The organism is Lysobacter soli (assembly GCF_003382285.1).
In the GTDB taxonomy this organism is placed as follows: domain Bacteria; phylum Pseudomonadota; class Gammaproteobacteria; order Xanthomonadales; family Xanthomonadaceae; genus Lysobacter_J; species Lysobacter_J soli.
Map to the genome: position 1 here is coordinate 23,293 of NZ_QTJR01000006.1, position 23,931 is coordinate 47,223.

At 67.4% G+C, this 23,931-nt stretch carries 20 protein-coding genes; 4 read left to right on the forward strand and 16 right to left on the reverse strand.

The features are described 5' to 3' along the window. Positions 1–59: 59 nt before the first annotated feature. Entirely contained in the window at positions 60–1,556 is a 1,497-nt protein-coding gene (locus tag DX912_RS10030; protein ID WP_115842385.1) for an aminotransferase class III-fold pyridoxal phosphate-dependent enzyme, read from the forward strand. Positions 1,557–1,829: 273 nt separating this feature from the next. Here DX912_RS10030 and DX912_RS10035 read toward each other — a convergent pair whose 3' ends face one another. After that, positions 1,830–2,969, reverse strand: a complete 1,140-nt coding sequence (locus tag DX912_RS10035) for a phytase (protein ID WP_425477927.1) — start codon at positions 2,967–2,969, stop codon at positions 1,830–1,832. Positions 2,970–3,153: 184 nt separating this feature from the next. Between DX912_RS10035 and DX912_RS10040 the strand changes: the two genes are divergently transcribed. Beyond that, positions 3,154–5,499, forward strand: coding sequence for a TonB-dependent receptor plug domain-containing protein (locus DX912_RS10040; RefSeq protein WP_115842386.1), 2,346 nt, complete (start codon positions 3,154–3,156; stop codon positions 5,497–5,499). A gap of 99 nt (positions 5,500–5,598) precedes the next feature. After that, positions 5,599–6,231 (forward strand): uracil phosphoribosyltransferase, encoded by a 633-nt coding sequence (upp, locus tag DX912_RS10045; RefSeq protein WP_115842387.1) that lies wholly within the window; start codon positions 5,599–5,601, stop codon positions 6,229–6,231. A 468-nt stretch (positions 6,232–6,699) separates the two neighbouring features. Here the strand turns inward: upp and DX912_RS10050 are convergent, their stop codons facing one another. The 8 genes from DX912_RS10050 to DX912_RS10080 all read right to left on the reverse strand — a co-directional run bounded on the left by DX912_RS10050 (position 6,700) and on the right by DX912_RS10080 (position 17,074). Further along, positions 6,700–7,101, reverse strand: a complete 402-nt coding sequence (locus tag DX912_RS10050) for a GFA family protein (protein WP_115842388.1) — start codon at positions 7,099–7,101, stop codon at positions 6,700–6,702. Between the two features lie 130 nt (positions 7,102–7,231). Continuing rightward, on the reverse strand, positions 7,232–8,848 hold the full coding sequence (locus DX912_RS10055) for a serine hydrolase (protein WP_115842389.1): 1,617 nt from the start codon (positions 8,846–8,848) through the stop codon (positions 7,232–7,234). Between the two features lie 20 nt (positions 8,849–8,868). Next, positions 8,869–9,888, reverse strand: coding sequence for an N-acetyltransferase DgcN family protein (locus DX912_RS10060; protein WP_425477928.1), 1,020 nt, complete (start codon positions 9,886–9,888; stop codon positions 8,869–8,871). Positions 9,889–9,968: 80 nt separating this feature from the next. After that, the gene (locus DX912_RS10065) at positions 9,969–12,311 is read right to left on the reverse strand and encodes a TonB-dependent receptor (RefSeq protein ID WP_181902788.1); all 2,343 of its coding nucleotides are present in this window, start codon (positions 12,309–12,311) and stop codon (positions 9,969–9,971) included. Positions 12,312–12,355: 44 nt separating this feature from the next. Further along, complete coding sequence (locus tag DX912_RS18180) at positions 12,356–12,568, reverse strand: hypothetical protein (protein ID WP_147298622.1); 213 nt, start codon at positions 12,566–12,568, stop codon at positions 12,356–12,358. 52 nt (positions 12,569–12,620) lie between these two features. After that, positions 12,621–13,958 carry a peptide MFS transporter gene (locus tag DX912_RS10070; RefSeq protein ID WP_220340793.1) on the reverse strand — a complete coding sequence of 446 codons (1,338 nt, stop codon included), beginning with the start codon at positions 13,956–13,958 and terminating at the stop codon, positions 12,621–12,623. Beyond that, a complete protein-coding gene (locus DX912_RS10075) occupies positions 13,955–14,974 on the reverse strand; it encodes a dipeptide epimerase (protein WP_233433557.1) in 1,020 nt (339 codons plus the stop codon). Before DX912_RS10075 ends, DX912_RS10070 begins: the two co-directional genes overlap by 4 nt. A gap of 54 nt (positions 14,975–15,028) precedes the next feature. Further along, positions 15,029–17,074, reverse strand: coding sequence for a serine hydrolase (locus DX912_RS10080; protein WP_115842394.1), 2,046 nt, complete (start codon positions 17,072–17,074; stop codon positions 15,029–15,031). 196 nt (positions 17,075–17,270) lie between these two features. On the opposite strand from DX912_RS10080, the gene DX912_RS10085 reads away from it, so the two are divergent. Then, positions 17,271–17,915, forward strand: coding sequence for a helix-turn-helix domain-containing protein (locus tag DX912_RS10085; RefSeq protein WP_115842395.1), 645 nt, complete (start codon positions 17,271–17,273; stop codon positions 17,913–17,915). Between the two features lie 55 nt (positions 17,916–17,970). Here DX912_RS10085 and DX912_RS10090 read toward each other — a convergent pair whose 3' ends face one another. The 7 genes from DX912_RS10090 to rsmD all read right to left on the reverse strand — a co-directional run bounded on the left by DX912_RS10090 (position 17,971) and on the right by rsmD (position 23,767). Then, the gene (locus tag DX912_RS10090) at positions 17,971–18,702 is read right to left on the reverse strand and encodes a TMEM43 family protein (RefSeq protein ID WP_181902789.1); all 732 of its coding nucleotides are present in this window, start codon (positions 18,700–18,702) and stop codon (positions 17,971–17,973) included. Beyond that, on the reverse strand, positions 18,699–19,589 hold the full coding sequence (locus tag DX912_RS10095; RefSeq protein ID WP_115842397.1) for an MBL fold metallo-hydrolase: 891 nt from the start codon (positions 19,587–19,589) through the stop codon (positions 18,699–18,701). Before DX912_RS10095 ends, DX912_RS10090 begins: the two co-directional genes overlap by 4 nt. A gap of 260 nt (positions 19,590–19,849) precedes the next feature. Then, a complete protein-coding gene (gene ggt, locus DX912_RS10100; RefSeq protein WP_115842398.1) occupies positions 19,850–21,583 on the reverse strand; it encodes a gamma-glutamyltransferase in 1,734 nt (577 codons plus the stop codon). Next, positions 21,583–21,837, reverse strand: a complete 255-nt coding sequence (locus tag DX912_RS10105; RefSeq protein ID WP_115842399.1) for a YfhL family 4Fe-4S dicluster ferredoxin — start codon at positions 21,835–21,837, stop codon at positions 21,583–21,585. Before DX912_RS10105 ends, ggt begins: the two co-directional genes overlap by 1 nt. Positions 21,838–22,010: 173 nt before the next feature. After that, positions 22,011–22,502, reverse strand: coding sequence for a hypothetical protein (locus DX912_RS10110; protein ID WP_115842400.1), 492 nt, complete (start codon positions 22,500–22,502; stop codon positions 22,011–22,013). Between the two features lie 64 nt (positions 22,503–22,566). Then, positions 22,567–23,070 carry a pantetheine-phosphate adenylyltransferase gene (gene coaD / locus DX912_RS10115; RefSeq protein ID WP_115842401.1) on the reverse strand — a complete coding sequence of 168 codons (504 nt, stop codon included), beginning with the start codon at positions 23,068–23,070 and terminating at the stop codon, positions 22,567–22,569. 7 nt (positions 23,071–23,077) lie between these two features. Next, a complete protein-coding gene (rsmD, locus tag DX912_RS10120) occupies positions 23,078–23,767 on the reverse strand; it encodes a 16S rRNA (guanine(966)-N(2))-methyltransferase RsmD (RefSeq protein ID WP_115842402.1) in 690 nt (229 codons plus the stop codon). Between the last annotated feature and the right edge of the window lie 164 nt (positions 23,768–23,931).

Sequence of the window (23,931 nt, forward strand, 5' to 3'; positions counted from 1 at the left end):
GACGATTTAATCCAGATAATGGACGGGTCACCCCCCCTGTTTCGACCCCGGAGGACCTCATGGCCGTCATCGACCGTCTCGCCCCCCTGCGCGCCCATGGTGGCCGCCGCCGTACCCACGGCCTGGATGACGCGACCATCTCGCGCTTCGCCCACACGCATGCCGAGCTGATCGAAGCGATCGAAGCGGCCGAGCAGGAATACCAGCGCGTGAAGGACGACTTCGCCGACCTGCTGGAGCTCGATGAAGACGCCCAGGTGCACGCCGTCCAGGGCGGTTACGTCAATTTCTATCCCGACGACGCGGTGAACCCGTACGTCGCGCTCGTCGCGCGCGGCCCTTGGGTGGTCACGCTGAAGGGCGCCGTGCTGCACGATTCGGGCGGCTACGGAATGCTCGGCTTCGGCCATGCGCCCAAGCCCGTGCTGGCCGCGATGGCCCGCCCGCAGGCGATGGCCAACATCATGACGCCCTCGCTGTCGCAGCTGCGCTTCGACCAGGCGCTGCGCGCCGCCATCGGCGCCGAACGCGGCGGCTGTCCGTACGAGAAGTTCTTCTGCCTGAATTCCGGTTCCGAATCGGTCTCGCTCGCCGCGCGCATCGCCGATGCCAACACCAAGCTGATGACCGACACCGGCGGTCGCCACGCGGGGCGCACGATCAAGCGCGTCGTGGTGAAGGGCAGCTTCCACGGCCGCACCGAACGCCCGGCGCTGTATTCGGACTCCTCGCGCAAGACCTACCTGCAGCACCTGGCGAGCTTCCGCGGCGAGGATTCGGTGCTCACCGTCGAGCCCTACGATGTCGACGCGCTGAAGAAGGTGTTCGCCGATGCCGACGCGAACGGCTGGTTCATCGAGGCGATGTTCCTGGAACCGGTCATGGGCGAAGGCGATCCGGGCCGCAGCGTGCCGCCGGCGTTCTATGCCGCCGCGCGCGAGCTGACCCGTTCGCATGGCGCGTTGCTGCTGGTGGATTCGATCCAGGCCGGCCTGCGTGCGCATGGCGTGCTGTCGATCATCGATTACCCCGGCTTCGAGCAGCTCGATCCGCCGGACATGGAAACCTATTCGAAGGCGCTCAACGCCGGCCAGTACCCGCTGTCGGTGCTCGCCGTCGGCGCGCAGGCCGCGCAGCTCTACAAGAAGGGCCTGTACGGCAACACGATGACGACCAACCCGCGCGCGCTCGATGTCGCCTGCGCGGTGCTGGCGCAGGTGACGCCGCAACTTCGCGAGAACATCCGCGCGCGCGGCGTCGAGTCGCTGCAGAAGCTGGAAAAGCTCAAGGCCGAACTCGGCGGCATGATCACCAAGGTGCAGGGAACCGGCCTGCTGTTCTCGTGCGAACTCTCGCCGCAGTTCAAGTGCTACGGCACCGGCTCGACGGAAGAGTGGCTGCGCGAACAGGGCATCGGCGTCATCCACGGCGGCGCGAATTCGCTGCGCTTCACCCCCACCTTCACCATCACCAGCGAGGAAATCAACCTGCTGGTCGCGATGGTCGCTCGTGCGCTGCGGGAAGGCCCCCGCGCGCAGCAGGCAGCGGCGGCCTGACCTCCCCCGGACGCCGCCGCGAAGGCGGCGGGTGCCCCCACACCCGCCGTCTTCGCCTGCTCTTACGCACTACTCTTTCTTCGCCGTCATTCCCACGAAGGGGCAATCCATCGCCCAGCGATGGCAGCCTTTCCGCAGCCGTGATGACGCGGATGGATGGATCCCCGCCTTCGCGGGGATGACAGCAAACGACTTCGTTCTGCACCCGCGCGGCCAGCGCCCTGCTCGCGAACGCCATGTGCGCGAGCAGCTGCCTGACATCGCGGACGGACGTCACTCCGCCTTGCACGCCGGCAACGACAGCGCACGCGCGATGTCGCGCCAGTCGAACGCCGCGACCGCCTGGTCGTCGTCCACCGCGTAGAACACGCCCTGCGGGAAACGCTTGTCGCCGCTCTGGTCGAGCCACACGCCGTCGGTGTTGGCCGTCTTGTTGCCGGCGAACGCGCCCTGGTGCTGCAGCGTCACGCGATCGAATACGTGGAACAGGCTGCGATCCTTGAACTGGTCGGTGGCAATCCAGTAACCCGCACCCCCCTCGCAGCGATACAGCGCCATGCCTTCGGCCTGCGCCTTGAACAGGTCGGCTCCGATATCGCGACCGCGGTACGTGCCGTCCAGGCCGTACTCGCGAATGCGCGTGCCCGTGGCGATGTCCTCTTCGGCCAGCAGCAGGCGATCGTGGCGGATGTCGCCGAACACCGACTCGGCGATGCGGATCGCGCCCGCTTCACCCGTGTCGCCGAAGGTTTCCATCAGCCGCGCCTGCCAGCCGTCCGGCACACGGCGCAGCTGGTAACGCTTGAAGCGCTTGTCGAGTTCGGCCAGCGGCGGCGGCACGTCCTCGTTCTGCGGCGACATGTAGTTGTCGCTCACGATGACCTCGTAGCTGTCGCGCTGCGCACGCACCCATAGTCCGTACGGCTGCTTCAGGTCGTCGGCGCCGAACGCGAGCAGCGGCTTGAAATCCGGCAGCTGGAACATCTGAACGCGATGGTTGTCGCGTTCGACGACGAGCACGTAGTGGTCGATCACGCTGATGCCATTGGGCCGTTGCAGCTGGCCCAGCGCGGTGCCGGGGCCGCTGACGGTGCGCAGCGTCGCGCCGGTGTCGCCGTCGTACACGATGAGGCGGTCGCTCGCCTTGCCGGTCGCGATCAGCCAGCGCTTGCCGTCCGGCGCCCGCCAGCTGGCGGGCGAATCGACGTTCTCATTCGGCGTGGACGCAGTGAGGAACGCTTCGGCCACGACCTGGTGTGCGATGCCCGCCTGCGCGAGCAGCGGATCGACTTCCATCGCCTCATCAGGCTCGCGATCGTGCTGCGCCACCGGTGCGGTGCTCGTCGTCGCACACGCGGTCAAACCACATGCGAGCGCCAGCGCGGCCCATCGCATCTTCATCGAATCGGACATGCCTTCCCCTGAGCCGTCGTAACAAACCGCGAATTTCTACGCGCGCATTGTGACGCTCGCGTGTCATGCGGCGCGTGCGCACGTTGTCATGTTTCCGCCATGCGCCGCGGCTACAAAACGCGGCTTGGGCGGCCGCAGGGGGCGTGTCGCCTGCCGCCTTCCATTACCTGGGGATGCCACTTCGATGAAACGTAACGTGCTGGCCGCGGCGATGTCGCGTGCGCTGGTGTGCGCACTGATCGCGCCGATGAGCCTTGCTGCCGCCTTCAATACCGCTGTCGCCGCCGAGGCGCCGGCCGATGCGTCGCCGGATCCGAAGCAGCTGGATTCGGTCGTCGTGCAGGCGGACATCGCGTACCGCAACCGCACCGATTCGGTCGCGCCGGTGCTCTCGTATGACCTTGAGTACTTCCAGCGTTTCGAACCGCTGACCGTCGGCGACATGCTCAAGCGCGTGCCGAGCGTGGCATTCGTGTCCGACGTGCTCGAGTACGACGGCGCCCAGCTGCGCGGCCTGGATCCGGGCTATACGCAGATCCTCATCAACGGCAAGAAGGTGCCGGGCGCGGGCAACGACCGCTCGTTCTTCGTCGACCGCATCCCGGCCGAACTCGTCGAGCGCATCGAGATCATCCGCAGCACCAGCGCGAACCGCTCGGGCGACGCGGTCGCGGGCGCGCTGAACATCGTGCTGCGCGACGCGTACGAGTTCGACGGAAAGTACGTGCGCCTGGGCGCGCTGCGCTTCGACGACGGCGAGGTCAAGCCGACCTACGGCGCCGTCGCCAGCGGCGAAGTCGGCGGCGGCCGCCTGCTCGGCGGCTTCAACGTGCAGGGCCGCTACAACCCGAAGGTCAAGCGCAGCGACCGCTTCGAAGAGCCCGGCGGCGACTTCGTCGATCGCGAAGACCAGGACGACACGCGCGACGGCGACGACTATTCGGCCAACCTGTCGTACACGCGCGACATCGGCACCGGTCGGCTTTCGGTGGATGGCTTCTACGTGCGCACCGACCGCACCGAGACCGAGCATTCGGTCGAATACAACGACCCGACCAGCACCGACCGCGACAACCTGCTGTCGATCAACGACCAGGTCGAGAAGATCAGGCAGGACAACTGGTCGCTCGGCGTGGAATACGCGTTCGACATGGCCGGCGGTCGTACGGAATTCGACATCGATTACGCGCGCTTCGACGACGACACGCGTTCCACCGAGGAGGAAAGCGGTTTCGACGACGAGGACATGCCGCCGTCGTTCGACGAACGCGAAGGCACGCGCACGCTGACCGACACGCGCGACAGCGAAGGCTCGTTCAAGCTCTCGCACAAGCGCGGCGTGGGTGGCGCGACGATGGAGTTCGGCGTGAACTACCTGGACAAGCGCCGCGATACCACGCTCCAGGTCAGCGAGGTCGACACCGACGAGGAAGGCGCCGCGCTGCCGCCGTACGACGAGTTCGACCGCAACGACAGCCGTATCGACGAGACGCGCGTCGATCCGTACCTGATGTTCTCCGGCACCGCAGGCGCGCTGGCGTGGGAAGCGGGCCTTCGCTACGAGACGACCGATGTGGACGTCGCGTTCGATGACGAGGCCGCAAGCAACGACTACAACACGCTGCTGCCGTCGGCGCACCTGAAGTGGGATTTCACCGGCGCCGACCGCCTGCTGTTCTCCGTCGGCCGCACGGTGCGTCGTCCGAACTTCGACCAGATCCTGCCGCTCACGCTGGAAGAAGAATTCGGCGACAACGACTTCACCGGCAATCCGACACTCGATCCCGAGCGCGCCTGGGGCGTGGATTTCGGCTACGAACGTCGCCTCGGCGCGCGCGGCGTGTTCGGTGTGAACGTGTTCTATCGCGACGTGAAGGACCTGATCGAGATCGTCAACACGGGCGAGCCGAGTTCGACCGCGATCGGCGACTACGAGGATGAAGTGGAGGACTTCCTCGACGAGAATCCGGGCGCGACGCCGACCACGCCCGGCTATCCGCAGTTCGATCCGGACAGCTTCGTCTACACCGCGCGCAACGTCGGCGACGGCAGCGTGTACGGCATCGAGTTCGATCTGTCGACGCCGCTCACCGCGCTGGGCCTGCCGGACACGGGCCTGTTCGTGAACTACTCGTGGCTCGACAGCGACGTGAAGGACGACTTCGGCGAGCGCCGTTTCAACAACCAGGCGAAGTACGTCTACAACGTCGGCTTCATCCAGGACCTCCCCGAATGGGGCATGTCCTTCGGTGCGAGCTACCGCCGCCAGGGCGATGCGTTCTCGCGCATGCTCGCCGAGGAAGTGAGCACGCATTACGGCGGCGATCTGGAAGTCTTCATCGAGAAGCGCTTCGGCGACGACCTGTCGCTGCGCCTGACCGGTTCGAACCTTCTGGACGCGCACAAGGACGAGGTCTTCCACAAGTTCGACAACGCCGCCGACCAGTTCGACCGCGACTACGACGAGTTCGAGCTTGAGACCGAGTCATCCGGCCGGGTTTACCAGCTGATCATGCGGTACTCGTTCTGATCGGATGGGGCGTTCGCCCGTGCCCCTTCCACCCGGAAGGGGCTTCGACGATCACGGCGCGTGAGGCACACTGGCGGCTTCCCGCGCCCGGTATCGCCCATGAAAGTCGTCGAAGTCCGTCACCCGCTGGTGCAGCACAAGCTCGGCCTGATGCGCGTGGGCGACATCAGCACGAAGGCGTTTCGCGAACTCGCCTCCGAAGTCGCCACGCTGCTCACCTACGAGGCCACGGCGGACCTCGAAACCGAGGAGGCCGTCGTGGAAGGCTGGGCCGGCCCCGTGACGACGCGCCGCATCAAGGGCGCGAAGGTCACGCTGGTGCCGATCCTGCGCGCGGGCCTGGGCATGCTGCCCGGCGTGCTCGAACTGATTCCCGCCGCGAAAGTCGGCGTGGTCGGCCTGCAGCGCGACGAGCGCACGCTGCAACCGGTGGGCTATTACGAGAAGCTCACCGGCCGCATGGACGAGCGCACGGCGCTGATCCTCGACCCGATGCTCGCCACCGGCGGCACGCTGGTCGCAACGGTGGACATGCTCAAGGCGGCCGGCTGCAGGCGCATCAAGGGCCTGTTCCTGGTCGCCGCGCCCGAAGGCCTGCGCGTGCTGGAAGCCAGGCATCCGGACGTCGAGGTCTACACCGCGTCGGTCGATGAACGCCTGAATGACGTGGGCTACATCCTTCCGGGCCTGGGGGATGCGGGCGACAAGATCTTTGGGACTCGGCACGGGTAAGACGGGCTTTATCCGCGGCGCCTCCGCCCTTTTTCGGCATCCCCGCGGAGGGGGGATCCATGCGTCCGGCGCATCAGACTTTCCGTCGAGCGTGATGGGTCGGACAGATGGATTCCCGCCTTCGCGGGAATGGCAGCATGGGTGAGCGCGGCGCTTCGCTTCGCCGCGTCAGCTCTCCGCCGCGTCGCCGGTTGCCCGCTCTGCCGCTTCGCCGCTCCACCGCTTCGCCGGTCCGTCTCTCCACCGTCATCCCGGCGAAAGCCGGGATCCAGGCCGACAGCGCATTCGCGCTTCTCACGTCATCCCCGCGAAGGCGGGGATCGATGCGTCAGTTGCATCACGCTTTCCGTCGACCGTGATGGTTCTGACAGATGGATTCCCGCCTTCGCGGGAATGACAGCAAAAAGTTGAACTGCTTCCACTGCAAGTCGTGATGACCGCCGAAGGAAGCCGCGCTCGTGAACGCGCTCACCAGTTGTTCCGACCATCCATCTGCTCGATGGCGATCTTCGACCAGTCCAGGTCGTCGACGAGCCGCAGGTTGATCGCATAGATCCGCTGCGTCGGCATCGTGCCGGGCGTGAAGCCTTCCTTCGCGCTGCCGTCGGCGTTGTAGGCCGACGCCCAGTCCGGCGAGTCGCCCCAGGTCTGCATGCCGCAGACACCGCAGAAATGGTGCTGGTTCATGCCGCGCGCCGAATACGTGCGCTCGTCGTCCTGGGACAGGAAGGTCAGCTCGCCCGGCGCGTAATACGCCCACACCGCGCCGGTGCGCGCGCAGAAACTGCAGTTGCATTGCTTGGCCGAACGCGGCGTTTCGGCCGCCTGGATCTTCGTGGCACCGCAGTGGCAGGACGCGATCATCGACATGGCACGGCTCCTTTCCGATGGAGCCGCGATCATGGCACGGGCCACTGACAGGTTCTGGCAGCAGCGCGCGTGATTCCACCCATTCACGAGCACAGCCCGTGGTTTGCCGGTACAACGCGCTGCGGCGCGTTCATTTCGGTAGTTGTTTCACTTCATCGGCGAGCGGCGTGAACAGCAGGTCCTGGTAGTCGTAGCTGAAATCCGCGATCGGCGAGGCGGCCTTCAGCGTGATGCGATCCACCTTGCCCTCCGCACCCAGGCCGAAGGTGACGAACGCGGGCTCGATGGTCGCGTCGTCCCACACGGTCCGGAAGGTGTCGTGGTGAACATGCTCGAGGCGGCCGGCCATGCCGGGCGTCTGCGTGAAGTCGATGCGCAGCCCACCCTTGTCGTTCGTGATCCCGATGGGCCCATACCAGGCATCGCTGTAACGCCCTGCGTACTGCGCGATCGGAAGCGACGGCTTGCCGCCCGACGCCGGCTTCGTTTTCGCTGCCGCATCCAGTGCCTTGAGGCCGCCTTCGATGCGAAGGTCCATGAACTCGTCGAACGCCGCAACCCAATCGGTTTCCGGCAGGCCGAGCGCGTGATCGATGATTTCCAGCGCGACGCCGCGCATCGCCTGCGTGTCTTCCGAATTCATCAGCACCGCGACGCCGAAGTTCCGGTCGGGGATCATCGCCACGTACGCCTGCACGCCGAACACCGCGCCGCCGTGGTCGAGCATCTTCTCGCCGCGGTAATCGCGCACGTTCCAGCCCAGCGCGTAGGACGAGAACTTCGGCGCCGCGGACGCGAGCTTGCCGGGCCAGGTCGGCGTGGGCGTGAGCACCGCGGGCGTCCACATCTGCTTCGACTGCGCCTCGCTGAAGACCTTCACCGGCGCGCCGGCGTCATTCGTCCACGTGCCCTTGCCCAGCTGTACCTGCAGCCAGTGCGCCATGTCGTTCGCGCTGGACGACAGGCCGCCGGCCGGTGCGCCGTTGTCGCCCAGCGTCTTGCGTTCGTCGAGCACCGCCTGCGGCCCCATGCCGCGCATCACGCCGCTGGTGCGCGCATGCGGCCACGCGCGGTTCGGATTCGCGAAGCGCGCCGCCTGTTCGGTGACCGAATCGACCATGCCCGCAGGCTTGAGCACGCGTTCGCGCGTGAAGACTTCCCACGTCTGCCCGCTGACTTCCTCGATCAGCTGGCCGGCCACCGCATACAGCAGGTTGTCGTAGGCGTAACCGCTGCGGAAGCTCGTCGCAGGCTTGAGATGGCGCAGCGCGCGCACGGTGTCGGCGCGGCTGCGCGAGGACGACGGCACGAACATCAGGTCGCCCGCGCCCAGGCCGAGTCCACTGCGATGCACGAGCAGGTCGCGCACGGTCATCTCGCTGGTGACCCACGGGTCGTACATGCGGAACCACGGCATGTGGTCGATGACCTTGTCGTCCCAGCCTAGCTTGCCGTCGTCGACGAGGACGGCCAGCGCCGCGGCCGTGATCGCCTTTCCGGTCGAACCGGTCGGGAAGATCGTGTCGGCGTCCACGCGTTCGGTTCCGCCAAGCTTGCGCACGCCATAGCCCTTCGCGAGCACCGGCTTGCCGTTCTCGACGATGGCGATCGCCATGCCGGGCACGCCGTGTTCGCGCATCGCCGCGTCGACGCGCGCGTCGAGATCCGGCGGCGGCGCGGCGAAGGCGGGAAGCGTGCACAACGCCGCCGCGAGTGCGGCCAATCGAACCGGTGCGAACAGGGTCATGGTGGATGTCCTTGTGGAGTTCACGACAGGCACGCGTCGACCAGTTGCTCGAATGCGTCGCCGCCGCGCATCGGATCGGCGACGGGCAACCCGAGGCGATCGGATTCATGCGCGATCACGCGCGCCGCGGCGTTCGCATCTAGGCGCGCGGTGTTGAGGCTGACGCCGCCGCAGCGGATGCGCGGGTTCGTTCGCGACCCAAGGCGCAACGCGAGGTCAATGGTGTCCTCGATCGATGGCAGTGCGTAACCGGGATGGCCGAGCACGCGCTCGCGCCCGGGCTCGTGGCAGACGACGATCACGTCCGGCTGGCTGCCGTGCAGCAACGCGAGCGACACGCCGGCGTATGCCGGATGGAACAGCGAACCCTGCCCTTCGATGACGTCCCAGTGGGTTTCAGCCGCATCGGGCGACAGCATCTCGGCGGCGCCCGCGGCGAAATCGGCGATCACCGCGTCCATCGGAATGCCGCCGCCGGCGATGAGGATGCCGGTCTGCCCCGTGGCGCGGAACGTCGCATCGACACCGCGTGCATTCATCGCACGCGCCAGCGCAAGCGCGGTGTACTTCTTGCCGAGCGCGCAATCGGTGCCGAGCGTCAGCAGGCGCTTGCCCGTACGCGGCTTGCCGGTGGCGATCGGGATGTTCGCGGGCGGCTCGCGCACGTCGATCAGGCGTCGCCCGAGGCGCTGTGCCGCATCGCGCAGCACGTCGATATCGCGAAGACGCGCGTGCATGCCGCTGACGATGTCGAGCCCGGCTTCCATCGCGCGCACCAGCGCGGGCCACCATGTCGGCGGAATGAAACCGCCGGCGTTGGCGACACCGATCACGATCGCCTTCGCGCCCATCGTCGCGGCCTGCTCCGGCGTGAGCGATGGAAGGCCGGTGGTGACGGTCGCGCCGTCAATGGCGAACTCGCCGACGCAGCGCTCGCCGGCCCAGTCGCGCAGGCCGAAGGCGGTTTTCGCGTAGCCGGGCTCGGTCGTGTCGCCGAGGAACAGCAGGTACGGTTGCGGCAGAACAACGTCGGACTTCAAGTGATTCACCCCAATGGACGCACGCGCGGGCGCGCCGCAACGCGCGGGCGACCGTTGCGGCCGCCCGCGTCCCACAGGCTTCAGAAGCGGTAATCGACTTCCACGCCGAACGTGCGCGGCTGGATCGGCGTCGCCGCGGTGTGGTGCGTTTCGTCGGTGACCTGGTTGATGACGTCGTTCATCGTCGAATACGCGCGCTCGTCGGTCGCGTTCTTCAGGTACGCACGCAGTGTCCAGTTGTCGTTGGAGAACGCCGCGTACAGGTCGAACGCGGTGTAGCTGTCGATGACCAGCGGCTCGGTGATGGTTTCGTCCAGCACCGTCGGCGGATCGAGCAGGCGCACGATCTGGCGTTCGGTCGTGGCGTTGGTGCGGTCATCCACCCAGCGCACGCCGCCACCGAAATTCGCGCTCCAGTTGCCGCCCAGCGGGACGTACCAGTCGGCGGTGAGCGACCAGGTCAGGTCCGGCACGTACGGCATGCGATCGTTCTTCAGGCCGGTGTTGACCTCGACCTGCGCGGGGCCGGCGGGCACGACGATCGTCGGGAAATCCTCGTCGATCTTCGCGTCGTTGTAGGCGGCGTTGAGGCCGAGCGTCAGACCGTCGATGGGGCGGACCTGCAGCGAGGCCTCGATACCGCGGCTCGTCGCTTCGCCGCCGTTGACCAGGCCGCTGACGCCGTTGACCTGCGAGGCGACCTGGATGTCTTCCCAGTCGATCTGGTACGCGGTGAGGTCCAGCGCGACGCGGTTGTCGGCGAACGCGGACTTCATGCCGATCTCGTAGCTGGTGAGCATCGAGGAATCGACCACCGGCGGCAGGCCCGGCGCGAGCACGTTCGGGCCGCCGGGCTGATAGCCGGTCGCGGCCTTCGCGTAGACCATCACGTCCTCGTTGAGCTGGAACTGCGGCGTGATGCTCCAGGTGAAGACGTCCTCGCTGGAAGAGTTCACGTTGGTGCCGATCGGCAGCAACACGCCGTCGGTGACGATCTGCGCGAAATCCTGCTCGTTGCGCGAGAAGCGCACGCCGGCGCCGAGCTTGAACCAGTCGTTGAACTTGTAGGAACCGTTGGCGAAGACCGCCGTTTCCTCGTACGTGCTCGGGATCGACAGGTCGCCCAGCGTGCTCAGCCCCGGGATCGGCGAGCCGTCGGCCTGCATGATCGGCACGGTCTGGAAGTTGTCGCCGTCCTCGTCGGAATAGAACGTGCCGACCAGCCATTCGAACGGCTGCCCGGACTTGGAGGTGAGGCGGAATTCCTGCGTGAACTGGTCGAGGTCGAGCGTGTAGTTCAGCCGCGCCCTGCCCGCTTCCGGCAACCCGAGCACCTGCGTGAAAGGTCCGTAGGTCAGCGTCTGGTCGGTGGTGATGCTGGTATGCGTCTCGGAGTAGCTCGTCGCCGAGACGAAGTCCGCGAAGCCCAGGTCCCAGTCGACCGTCAGCGAGTAATGATCGAGGTCCTTGATGAACGGCTCGTTCTCGTACACGTAGTTGCTGAGGCCCGCGATGGGTTCATGCGTTTCCGGATCCAGCGCGATGGTCGCGTTGTTCTTGCTGTCGATCTCCTGCCGCATGGCGGCGAACTGCACGTCGACGACGTCGCTTTCCCACGCGAGCGCCGCGCGGGCGCTGGTCTGGTCGCCTTCGTTGATGTCCTTTCGTCCATCGACGAGGTTGTCGACGTAGCCGGCGATGTCGTTGCGCGCGTAGCTCACGCGCAGTGCGAGGCTGTCCTGCACCAGCGGCAGGTTCATGCCGACGCGGTAGTTGGTGCCCAGGTCGCCCGCGCCTTCGGTGTCGGACACGCCGCCGCCGATGCGGAACTCGGTCTTCGACGTGTCGGGCTTGCGCGTCATGTACTTGAGCAGGCCGCCCATCGCGCCGGCGCCGTACAGCGTGCCCTGCGGCCCGCGCAGCACTTCGATGCGCTCGATGTCGTACGGGAACAGGTCGAGGGAAAACAGCGTCGCCTGCTGGTAAAGACTGTTGGAACCCACCGGCGTTTCGTCGAGGTACGTGCCGATCGTGGAGCCGGGCGACAGCGCGGCGATGCCGCGCATCGAGACCTGCGTCTGCCCCGGCGTGCCGCTGGACTGCAGCTGCAGCCCGGGCACGTAACTGGCGTAGTCGGACATCTGCGTCGCGCCGAGGTTTTCCAGCTGCTCGCCGCCCAGCACGGTGATGGCGGTGGCGACCTCGCGGATGTTTTCCACGCGCTTGTTCGCGGTGACCGTCATGTTGTCGAGCGTGGTGATCGCCTGCTGCGATCCGACGTCGTCGGCCGGCGCCTGCGTCGCGCCCTGCTGCGCCATGGCCGGTGCGGCCAGCGCGACGGCCAGCGTCGTCACCGCCAGCGACCGGGTGATCGCCTTCGTCAGCGGGCGACGTCGCATCGCCATCTCGCGCGTGTCGTGCATGTGCATTCCCCTCTCCCCAGAGTTCGCCGGTTTCGACCGGTCTGTCAGCCCAAGACGTCGCGGTGCGGGCGGTTCTGGCCGCCCTGCACGGATGCGAAGTCGACGTAGGAACGACCGCGGGCGTGCGCCCGGGCCGGATCGTGTTGGTGGTCTTGCGGAAGCGCGGGGCGCTCGATCAATGGCCCGGGCTGCGACGCCGCGGCGCCCATCACTTCGGGCCGCTGGCGTCTGTCATTGAAGGGAAACCCGGTCGCCATGCTGCGCTCCTCAACTCCCTATCAGGATATAAACATCCTGATCGGAAACATGTCAATCCGATTGGGCGTGTTCAGCCGCAAGTCTTGATGCCGGCGCGGGAAGGTTGCCCGCCTCCGCCCGCCCGACCGCGCCGTCCAGCAGGCGCAGCAGCGTCCCCGCCGCCGCGGCGACGAGTGCCATCGCGCCGAAAAACGCCGACGGGCCGAACGAGGTCCACAGCATCCCCAGCGCACCGGCCAGCAGGTTTCCGCCGAAGGAGGTGAAGAACCAGCCGGCGATCGTGGTCGCGCCATGCCCCTTGGGCGCGAGCCGCGCGAACAGGCCCAACCCGATCGGCAGGATGAAAAGCTCGCCGGTCGTGAGCACGAGGAAGAACAGCGCGAGCCAGATCCAGTTCGCCTGCCCGTGCGCCGAGGCGTCGACGACGGCGAGCATCGCGAACGCCGCGCCTACGCCGAACGCGCCCATCGCCATCTTCCGGGCGGGCGTCGGCTCGCGACCACGACGCGCCTGTCGCACCCAGTGCGCGACCAGCACCGGCGTCAGCGCGATCACCAGCAACGGGTTCAAGGCCTGGAACCACGTCATCGGGATCGCCAGGCCGAAGAAGCTCCGGTCTATCCCCGCGTCGGCCCACAGCGCGATCGTGTTGCCGGTCTGCTCGTACGCGCCGCGGAACACCATCACGCACAGTGCGACGGCCACCAGCGCCATCACGCGTTGCTTCAATGCGTGGCGCGGCGTGGCATCGGTCGTCGTTTCCACGACGCGGGCCGGACGCGGCGGCTCCTGCGGCAGCCAGCGCTGGCCGAACACGTACAGCAGCAATCCGCCGAGCATGCCGATGCCCGCCGCACCGAAGCCCCAGTGCCAGCCATACACCTCGCCCAGCGTGCCGCACACCAGCGGCGCAAGCAGGCCGCCGAGGTTCAGGCCGACGTAGTAGAAGTTGTAGGCCGAACCGCGTCGCGGATCGTCCTTCGCGTAGAGCCCGTCGATCTGGCTCGGCAGGCTCGGCAGGAACAGGCCATTGCCCAGCGCGATGGCGGCGAGCGCGAAGAAGAACAGCGATTCGGACGCCATCAGGAAATGGCCGAACGCCATGATCGCGCCGCCGATGATCACGGCGCGTCGCCGGCCGAGCCAGCGGTCGGCGATGACGCCGCCGACGATCGGCGTGAAGTACACCGTCGCGGTGTAGACGCCGTAGATCATCGACGCCTGCTGCTGGCCGATGAGCAGTTGCTTGGTCATGTAATAGACCAGCAGCGCGCGCATGCCGAAGTAGGAGAACGTCTCCCACATTTGCGTGAGGAACAGGATCGCCAGCCCCGGCGGCTGGTTGAAGAACCAGCGCACACCGTCGCGCGGGGCGGCCGGCGCGCTCACGCGATCACCGCGTCCGGCGTACCCCACACCGTGTCGGGGCAATCGACGTGTCCGTCGGCGTAGACCACGCCCGGCTTTCGGTCGTGATCGAGGAACAGCGGGCCGTCGAGGTCGACGATGTCGCAGAACTGGCCGAGCAGGAACGCCGGCGCCATCGCCAGGCTCGTGCCGACCATATTGCCGACCATCACGCGCTTGCCGAGTTCGCGCGCGCGGCGGGCCATCATCAGGCCTTCAGTCAGGCCGCCGCACTTGTCGAGCTTGATATTCACCACGTCGAACCAGTGCGCGCGTTCTTCCAGTTCGTCCAGGTCGAGGATGCTTTCGTCCGCGGCGATCGGCACCGCGCGATCGACACCATCGAGTTCGGCTTCGTAACCACGACGACACGGTTGTTCCAGCAGCGACACGCCTTCGTCGACGAGCACCGGCAACAGCTGCGAGAGCGTGTCGGGCACGTAGCCCTGGTTCGCGTCCACGCCGATCCAGACTTCAGGTCGCGCCGCACGCACCGCACGCAGCCGCGCGATGTCGAGATCGGCTTCGCCGGTGAGCTTGAGCTTGATCGCGCGCGCATGCGTGTAGGCGCGGGCGCGCTCGGCCATGACGCCGGGATCGTCCGCGCCGACCGTGAAGGTCGTGAGCAGCGGCTTGGGCTTCTCCATCTTCGCCAGTTCCCACGCAGGCACGCCGGCGATGGCGGCTTCGAGTTCCCACAATGCGCAATCGACCGCGTTGCGCGCCCCACCGGACGGCAGCAGCGTGCGCAGTTCCTGCCGGCCGATGCCGCGTTCGAGCACATCGCGCAGTTTCTCGATCATCAGCAGCATCAGCGCGGGCGTGTCGCGCGTGTAATACACGCCGGCCGCTTCGCCACGCCCCACGCGCCCGTTTTTCTGCAGGGTGACCAGCGTCACCGGCGATACTTCGAAGACGTGTCCGGAGATGCGGAACGGTGCGGACAGGCGCAGGTCCTCGTTCCGCAGTCCGAGCTGGACGCGGGCGGTCTTGGTCACGGCAATGCTCCCTGTAATGCGCGGCGGCATCGCGCCGCCGCGCAGGTGGGTTCGTCAGTAGTTGGCGCTGAAGCCGATGAGGTGCGTGGCGAAGCCGATCCACAGCAGCGACAGGCAGGCCGCCGCGAGCACCAGGCTCCACAACTTCGCCCACCACGAACGCGGGCTGCGCAGCACGACCCACGCATTCCACAATGCGATGAGCGCACCCAGCGGCAGCACGATGGTGCAGAGCAGGCGCAGCGCGATCACGTACGCGTCGCTGGCCGGCGACATCATCGACAGGTCGGACATCATCGCGAAGACCATGCCGATCATCGCGCCCACCGACACCAGCACCGCGAGCGAGGCGATGCGGACCCAGCGATGCGCGCGGGCGTCCTGTCCGGCCAGCGGATAACGCGCGCCGTAGTGGCGACGCACCATCGCCGACACCGGCCACGCGAGCACCGTGAACAGCAGCGCGGCAAGGCTGCCGAAGAGCATCGTCAGGAACACGCCCGGCGTCTGCCACCACGCGGCGCGCTGGAAGACCATGATCGCGGCGATGGGTTCGGCGCTGAAGCGCACCACGCGCCCGTCGACGACTTCCGCCGCGAGGCGGTCGCCGCTCCCGGTGTCCTGCCACACGAACGGGGCGATCTCGCGCCACTTCTTCGGCGCGCCGCTGTAGCCGGCGAGCATCGGCACGCTGATGGTGCCGTCCTCGTTCGCGACGACCTTGGTCTGCCCCAGCATGTAGACCAGGTTCATGAAGTTGGAATCGGCGCGGCGGCTGCTGTTGTACGAGCCGGCCATCAGTTGGGCGTGTTCCTTCGCGGTCGCCTCGTCGATGCCCTTCGCGACGCTCGCTGGACCCGGCAGGTAGCGGTTGACGAAACCGGTGACCAGACCGTCGCGGATCAAACGTGCGCTGCCGTCCTTGCCGGCGCTGTTGGTCGACACATAGATGCCGATGTTGTCGTCCGGGAACAGCTGCAGGTCGCTGTGGAACCACTGCGTGTCGCCGCCGTGCGCGATCGCGCGATGGCCGTTCACGCTGGTCTCGTAGAAGCCCAGCATCATGCGATTGAGCGGCTTGATCGACTCCTGGCCGGTCTCGTGCATCTGGCGCGCAGTGGCTTCACCGAGAATGCGCGCCTCGCCGAACGCGCCATTGTTCAGGTGCGCGATCATGAAATTGCCCATGTCCGCGCCCGTCGACGCCAGGCTGCCGGCCGGCGCCAGGTTGATGTATTCGTACGGCTGCGGCTTGCCGTCGGACGCCGTCTTGTAGCCCTTGGACACCATCGGCTGCAGGTCCTTCTCCAGCGGCTGCGAGAAGCTGGAGTGCTGCATCTGCAGCGGCGCGAAGATGTGGTTGGCGACGTACTTCTCGAACGGTTCGCCCGACACGCGCTGGACGATGTAGCCGGCCAGCGCGGTGGCGTAGTTCGAATAGGCGGGCGTGCTGCCGGGTTCGTAGATGCGCTCGGGAATCCAGTGCTTGAGCGTTGCATCCAGCGGCGCGATTTCCTTCTCGTTGTTCGCGATGAGGCCGCGGATCACCTCTTCCATGCCCGAGGTGTGGGTCATCACGTTGCGCAGCGTGACCGGCTTGCCGTCGTACGGCGGAATCTTGAAGTCGAGGTAGGTGTTGATGTCCTTGTCGAGGTCGAGCTTGCCCTGCTCGACCAGCTGCATCACCGCGGTCCAGGTGAACAGCTTGGACACCGAGCCCGGGCGGAACAGTGTCTGCGCCGGATCGACCGGCTTGCGCGTGGCGAGGTCCGAATAGCCGTAGCCCTTCTGGAACAGCACCTTGCCGTCCTTCACCACGACGACCACGGAGCCGGCGACATCGGTCTGCTCCAGCGCGTACGGCATGAAGCCGTCGACCCAGGCTTCCAGATCGGCGGCGGTCAGGCGTTCGTTGGCGGCAGGCACCGGCACGGCGACCGAGGTGGCATCGCCCGGCGGCAGCGGCAGCGCGGGTTCGGCCTTGGGCGGAACCGGCGCCTGGCCGGCGGGCCCGGCCGCGATGGCGGACATCGACATGGCCAGCGACAGCAGCGCCGCGGCGACGGGACGCGAGACACCGCGCCTGTTCGGACTCTTCATCAACGAAAAACTCCCCACCCAGTGATTGCAGCCCCGTGCGGCAGGCACGGCCCGACACCAACCAACCCCGTTGGAGATAATGATCCTGATTGGAAAATTGTCAACCGAGTCCGGACGTCACCTAGAATTGCAGGCACGCGGCCTTCGGCCGACCGGACGCCGGCCCCACGCCGGCCCTGCAGGAGCGTTCACCGGCATGACCCAGCAGCACCCGACCATCGGCAGCCTCCTGCGCGCCCTTCGCGCGCGCAACGACTGGACGCTCAAGGAAATGAGCCAGCGCTGCGGCATTCCGCTGTCGACGTTGTCGAAGGTCGAGAACGACCGCCTGACGCTCACCTACGACAAGCTCCAGCAGATCAGCCAGCGGCTCAACATCCGCATGTCGGAGTTGTTCGCCGAGGACGACAACACGCCCGAACCGCCGGTCACGGCGCGCCGGAGCATCGGCCGCATCGAGGACGCGGTGCGTGTCACCACGCCCAATTACGACTACTTCTATCTGTGCCCGGAACTTCGCCGCAAGCGCATGATCCCGGTGATCACGCGCGTGCGCGCCAAGAGCATCGAGGAATTCGGCGAGCTGGTGCACCACTCGGGCGAGGAATACATCCACGTGCTCGAAGGCCGCGCCGAAGTGCACACCGAGTTCTACGACCCGATCATCCTGGAGGCCGGGCAATCGGTGTACATCGATTCGAACATGGGCCACGCCTACATCGCCGCCGACGGCTGCGAGGAAGTGGTGCTGCTGGGCGTGTGTTCGAGCGCGGACGAGGCGCTGATGGAATCGTTGATGCACCTGCACGGCGACACCAACCTGCGCACCGGCACGCGCTGACGCGCGTCGCTTTCGCAACCCAGGTAAGCGAAGCGCCCGGGGAAGAGCGGCGGTACTAAGCTTCGCGCCGACGCCGGACGCGACGCCAGATCAACCCCGCGATTACCACCACCGTGGCGCCGCCCAGCAACCACGGCAGCAGCGCGCGGTCCTGGTTCTCGGGCAGTTCCACCGCATTTGACGCGTTCGCCGCGCTGAGCGCCGCCTGCGCCGCGCTCGACGACAGGCGCCAGCGGCCGTCGCGCAATTCGACCTTTCCTTCCAGCGGCGGCAGCTGGAGTTCGCGCCAGTGGATGCGCAGATCGCCCACGCGCGGTTCCAGTGGATTCTCCGCGCTGCCCAGGCCATCGCCTTCCGGCTGGAACGACGCCGCGAGGTTCGCCGGCAGGCGCGAGAAGTTCGGGCGGAACACGCGCCACTGTCCGAGCGTCTGCAGCACGCTCGCATCGATGGGGTGGCCGTCGAGCGTGGCTTCGCTCGCCCACCAGCGGCGGCTTTCGATCGGCAGTTTCGGCGGGTTGGCGCGGTCGGGCGCGAAGCCGCGCGAATCGATCGGCGCAGCGTTCCACACCTGCGTGTAGCCGTCGCCGCTGGCGCGCCACTGGTACATCTCGACCTGCCGGTCGAGGCCGAATTGGCGCGTGACCACGCCGAAATCGCGATCGCGCAGACCTGCGCCGGATTGCGGAATGCCGATGGGTTCCTCGGCCTCCACCTGTGCGAATGCGACGCCAGCGGCCAGCGCGCAGAAGCACGACAGCGCGAACGCCGCCCGCATCAACCTCATGCCGCCAGCGCCCTCGCGTGCAGCGCCGGCACGTCGTGCGCGGTGCCGAACTTGCCCTTCTCGTCGCGCACGACCTGCGCGAGCGCGCATTGCGGATCGTGGGTGAAGAACAGATGCACGTTGCGACGCAGCTTGTCGGCGAGGAAGGCCTTCTTCTCGTCGATGAGAAGCTCGGCGTTGCGGTCGTATCCCATCGTGATCGGCACGTGCACCCACGGACGGCCCGGGATGAGATCGGCGCAGAACACCACGCCGCCGTGCGTCTCGCCGTCCACGCGGTCGGGACCGACGATCTCCGCCAGCATCAGCCCCGGCGTATGGCCGTCGCTGTAGTGGAAACGCACGGTATCGCCGAGCGCGTTCGAGTATTCGCCATCGACCAGTTCCAGCCGGCCGGTGGCTTCCAGCAGCGCGGGCAGCTCGGGAATGAAGCTGGCGCGGTCGCGCGCGTGCGGTTCCAGCGCGCGTTCGTAATGACGGCGACCGACGATGTAGGTCGCGTTCGGGAACAGCAGCGCCGGCGACTGTCCTTCGCTCCACGGTGCGAGCAGCCCGCCGGCGTGGTCGAAATGCAGGTGCGAGAGGACGACGACGTCGACGTCCGCTGGCTTGAAGCCCGCCGCAGCCAGCGAGTCGACCAGCACGTGGCGGTCTTCCACCACGCCGTAGCGTTCGCGCAGCTTGGGTTCGAAGAACGCACCGATGCCGGTCTCGAACAGCACGGTCTTCCCGTTCAGCGGCGAGGCGAGCAGCGCGCGGCATGCGAGATCGATGCGGTTCTCGTCGTCCGGCGACGCCCAACGCGCCCACATCGCACGCGGCGCGTTGCCGAACATCGCACCGCCGTCGAGCTTCTGGCTGTTGCCGAGGATGGACCAGAGTTTCATGGCGTCACCGTTGCGTCAGACGGGTCGATTTTAGCGCCGGTGGCGTTGAATTCGAATGGAGCTTCGCTCAAGCCCCTCTCCCGCCGGGAGAGGGGTTGGGGTGAGGGGCAACGAAGGGGAAGCATCGGATCGCCAGTGCAAAAAAAAGCGCTGTCGATTTGTTGGGTGGCTTTGCGGCGAGCGCCAGACGTCCCAGCCCGGATTCCGGCCTTCGCTGAATCATGCTCCGCCAAAGCCGCGACGCCACGCGGGCCGGAGCGTCACTTCACCAGCACGTCCGCCTTGCCCACCGGATTGCGCGGATCGGTGCCGCCTTCCAGCGTGTTGGCGCGCTTGTCCCACGACACCGTCTGCAGGTTGCCCCACGGCTTCTCGCCGGCGTTGACCTTGTGGCCCATCGCTTCCAGCGCCTTCACCGTTTCGGGCGACAGCGCGCCCTGTTCGGCGGAGATCACGTCGGGCATCCACTGGTGGTGGATGCGCGGCTTCGCGGCGACCTGTTGCGCATTCAGGCCGTCGTCGTAACCGAGGATGCCCAGCAGCACCTCGGTGATGATGCGGCTGCCGCCCGGCGCGCCGAGCACGGCCAGTTCGTCCTTCGACTCGATGAAGCTCGGCGTCATCGAGCTGAGCATGCGCTTGCCCGGTGCCGGCGCGTTGGCTTCGAAACCCATCACGCCGAACGCATTGGGCGTGCCCGGACGCAGTGCGAAGTCGTCCATCTCGTCGTTCAGCAGCACGCCGGTGCCGGGCGCGACCAGGCCCGAGCCGTACAGCAGGTTCACCGTCTGCGTCGTCGAAACACGATTGCCGTCGCCATCGATGATCGAGTAATGCGTCGTCTCGTCGTCTTCCAGCGGCGCCGGCTGGCCCGGCAGCAGGTCGCTCGGCGTCGCCTTCGAGGGGTGGATGCTCGAACGCTGGCCGGCGGCGTAATCGGCGCTGATCAGGCGGGCAAGCGGCATCTTCACGAAATCCGGATCGCCAAGATAAATCGTGCGATCGCGGAAGGCGCGGCGCATGGATTCGACGATGAGATGCGTGCGCGTGGCTTCATCGAGCGTCTTGAGGTCCCAGCCCGAAAGCATCTGCAGCATCTGCGCGATCGCCACGCCGCCCGACGACGGCGGCGGCGCGGTGGTGATGTCCCAGCCGCGATACTTCAGACGCAGCGGTTCGCGTTCCTTCACGCGGTAACCGCTCAGTTCCTCGGCGCGCCAGCGACCGCCTTCTTCCTTCACCGCGGCCAGCAGCTTCTTCGCCACCTCGCCCTTGTAGAAGCCGTCGAAACCCTTGTCGGCGAGCAACTGCAGCGTGTTCGCCAGGTCCGGCTGCTTGAGGATCTCGCCGGCCTTCGGCGGCGTGCCGTCGGCGAGGAACACCTCGCGCGTGCCGCGGTAGCGCTCCATCACTTCACGACGACTGGCGTAGCCGCGCTCCAGGCGCGGGTAGATCTCGAAGCCCTCGCGCGCGACGCGGATCGCCGGGGCGAGCGCGGTCTTCAGCGGCAGGCGGCCGTATTTCTGCGAGACGTGCACCAGCGCGGCGGGCAGGCCCGGGATGCCGGCCGACCACGGGCCGTTGGTCGCGCGATCGTTGTCGAGCTGGCCGTCCTTGGTGAGGAAGACCTGCGGCGTGGCGGATTCGGGCGCGGTTTCGCGCGCGTCGACGAAGACGTCCTTGCCCGTCTTCGCGTCGTGCAGCAGGAAGAAGCCGCCGCCGCCGATGCCTGAGCTGATGGGCTCGACGACCGACAGCATCGCCGACACCGCGACGGCGGCGTCGAAGGCGTTGCCGCCCTGGCGGATCATCTCCATGCCGGCATCCGTCGCGAGCGCGTGCGCGCTGGCGATGGCCGCGCCCGGCGGATGCTGCGCCGCGGTTTTCGCCGGCGCGGTCTTCGGCGCGGCCTGGAGCGGGGATGTCGTCGCGAGGAACAACAGGCTTGCGGTCAACAGGGTCCGGCCGGCCAGCACGCGCAACGCATTCCGCATCAGGGGTTCTCCAGTCGCAGTCCGGCCAGCTTGGCCAGCAGTTGTTGTTCGGTCTCGGGATGGTCCGGGTCGGGATCGATGCACTCGACCGGACAGACGACCACGCATTGCGGTTCGTCGAAATGGCCGACGCATTCGGTGCAGCGCGCCGGATCGATCACGTAGATCGTCTCGCCCTGCGCGATGGCCTGGTTCGGACAGGCCGGTTCGCAGACGTCGCAATTGACGCAGAGCTCGTTGATCTTCAGGGACATGCGGGCATTGTCGCATGAGGGGATGCGTAGGGCTTTTCGCGGGCGGGCACGCTGTGTCCCATCGCGCCCCGAAAAAGCACGGGCCCGCTTTCGCGGGCCCGTTCCGGATTCCGGCTTTCGCCGGGGTGACGTTTCGGCAAAGCCCCGTCCGCGAGCGGACGCGGGCCGGAACGTCACTTGGCTTCGACGAACTCGAACTTGGCGCCCGACGGCTCGACGGCGGCCTTGACGCGATCGGCATCGGCCTGCGCGCCGATGAACATCACGCGCACGCCCTTCATCGTGCCCGGCTGGGCCTGGGCGAACGACGCGATGGCGAGGTCGGCCGACTTGGCCGAGTTCTGCGACCCGAACGCCAGCAGCGTGCCGTCCACGCCGCCGCGGGCAACGTCGCCCTGCGCCTTCTCCAGCTGGCGGTCGTACTCGCCCTGGAAGTTGGCGCCGGCCGGATCGGGCAGCGTGTACAGGTAGACGTTGGTCGCGCCTTCGATCTTCTGCGTGACCACCTTCGTCAGGTACGTATCCCACGCCGTGCTGTCGTTGGAGGTCGGCGCGGCCAGCGGGGCCTCGGCGACGGCTTCGGTCTTCTCTTCCTGCTTGTTGCAGGCGGCCAGCAGCGGCATCGACAGGCAGGCGATCAACAGCAAACGGGTGGTGGTCTTCATCGGGTTCCCCTCGGTTTGTTCCGGGTGTTGGTGGTGATGGAGCGTCTGTTCCGGCGGCGCCGGATCAGCGTGGAGCGCGTTGCCACTGCGCCTGGAGCGCGGCGTCGACCGCCGGCGGCACGAAGCCGGAGACATCGCCGCCGAGGCGGGAGATCTCGCGCACAAGCGACGAGGAAATGAAGCCGTACTGTTCCGCGGGGGTGAGGAACAGCGTCTCCACGTCCGGGATGAGATGGCGATTCATGCTGGCCAGCTGGAATTCGTATTCGAAGTCCGACACGGCGCGCAGCCCGCGCAGCAGGACGCCCGCGCCGACCTGCGCGACGAAATGCGCCAACAGGCAGTCGAAGCCGCGGACTTCGACGTTGTCGTGGTGGGCAGTGGCCTTCTTCGCCAGTTCCACGCGCAGCGCCAACGGGAGGGCGGGGCCCTTCGCCGGGCTTTCGGCCACGCCGATGATCAGGCGTTCGAACAACGGGGCGGCGCGGTCGACCAGGTCGATGTGGCCGTTGGTGATCGGGTCGAAGGTGCCGGGGTAGACGGCGATTCGGTTTCGGGCCGCGGTCATTCGAAGGTCAGGCAAGGGCGCCGGAATCCGGGCTGGCCGGCGCGGCCGGCAGTGTAGCAGTGGCGGAACCGGGCGCGGGCGCGGCCGTTGCGGGGCCGCCGGGAGCGCGCCGATAGAGCGCGTAGCGCACCTCGCGGGTGCGGCCTTCGCGATGCGGACGCCAGTCCGGCGGCAGGTCGAAGGCGGCCTCGTGCGGAGCTTCGACGTACAGCCAGCCGTCCGGCTTCACGACCCGCGCGATGCCGGGAAGCACCGCATCCCACAGCCCGGCCGCGAACGGCGGATCGACGAAGGCGAGGTCGAAGCCGCCCGCCGGCTGCGAGGTCAACCACGTGAGTGCGTCAGCCTGCGCGACCGTCGCGGCCTCGCCGCCGGGCAGGCGTGCGGCCGTGGCGCGCAACGCGGCGGCAAGCGTCGGATCGCGTTCGACGAGCACGGCGCTGGCGGCGCCACGCGACAGGGCTTCGAGTCCGAGCGCGCCGCTGCCGGCGAACAGGTCCAGCACGCGCGCGCCGGGCAGCACCGGCATCAGCCAGTTGAACAAGGTTTCGCGCACGCGATCGGAGGTCGGCCGAAGGCCCGCGACGTCCGGCACGCCCAGCCGGGTGCCGCGCCAACGCCCGCCGATGATGCGAACCTTGCCGGCATTGGCGGACGTGCTGGCCGCGCCGGGCGGGCGTCCGGGCGCTTTGTTCATCGGGGGCTCGCTGGGGCCGGTGCTAGCATGTGCGCATTCTCGCGCATTCCCCCACGCCGCCTCGATGTTCGACATTTTCCGTCGCAAGAAAGCCCAGTCCCCGACCGATGCGGCAAAGCCCGGTGGCGCGCAGGAACGCTACAGCGTCGAGGAACTGGCGGCGG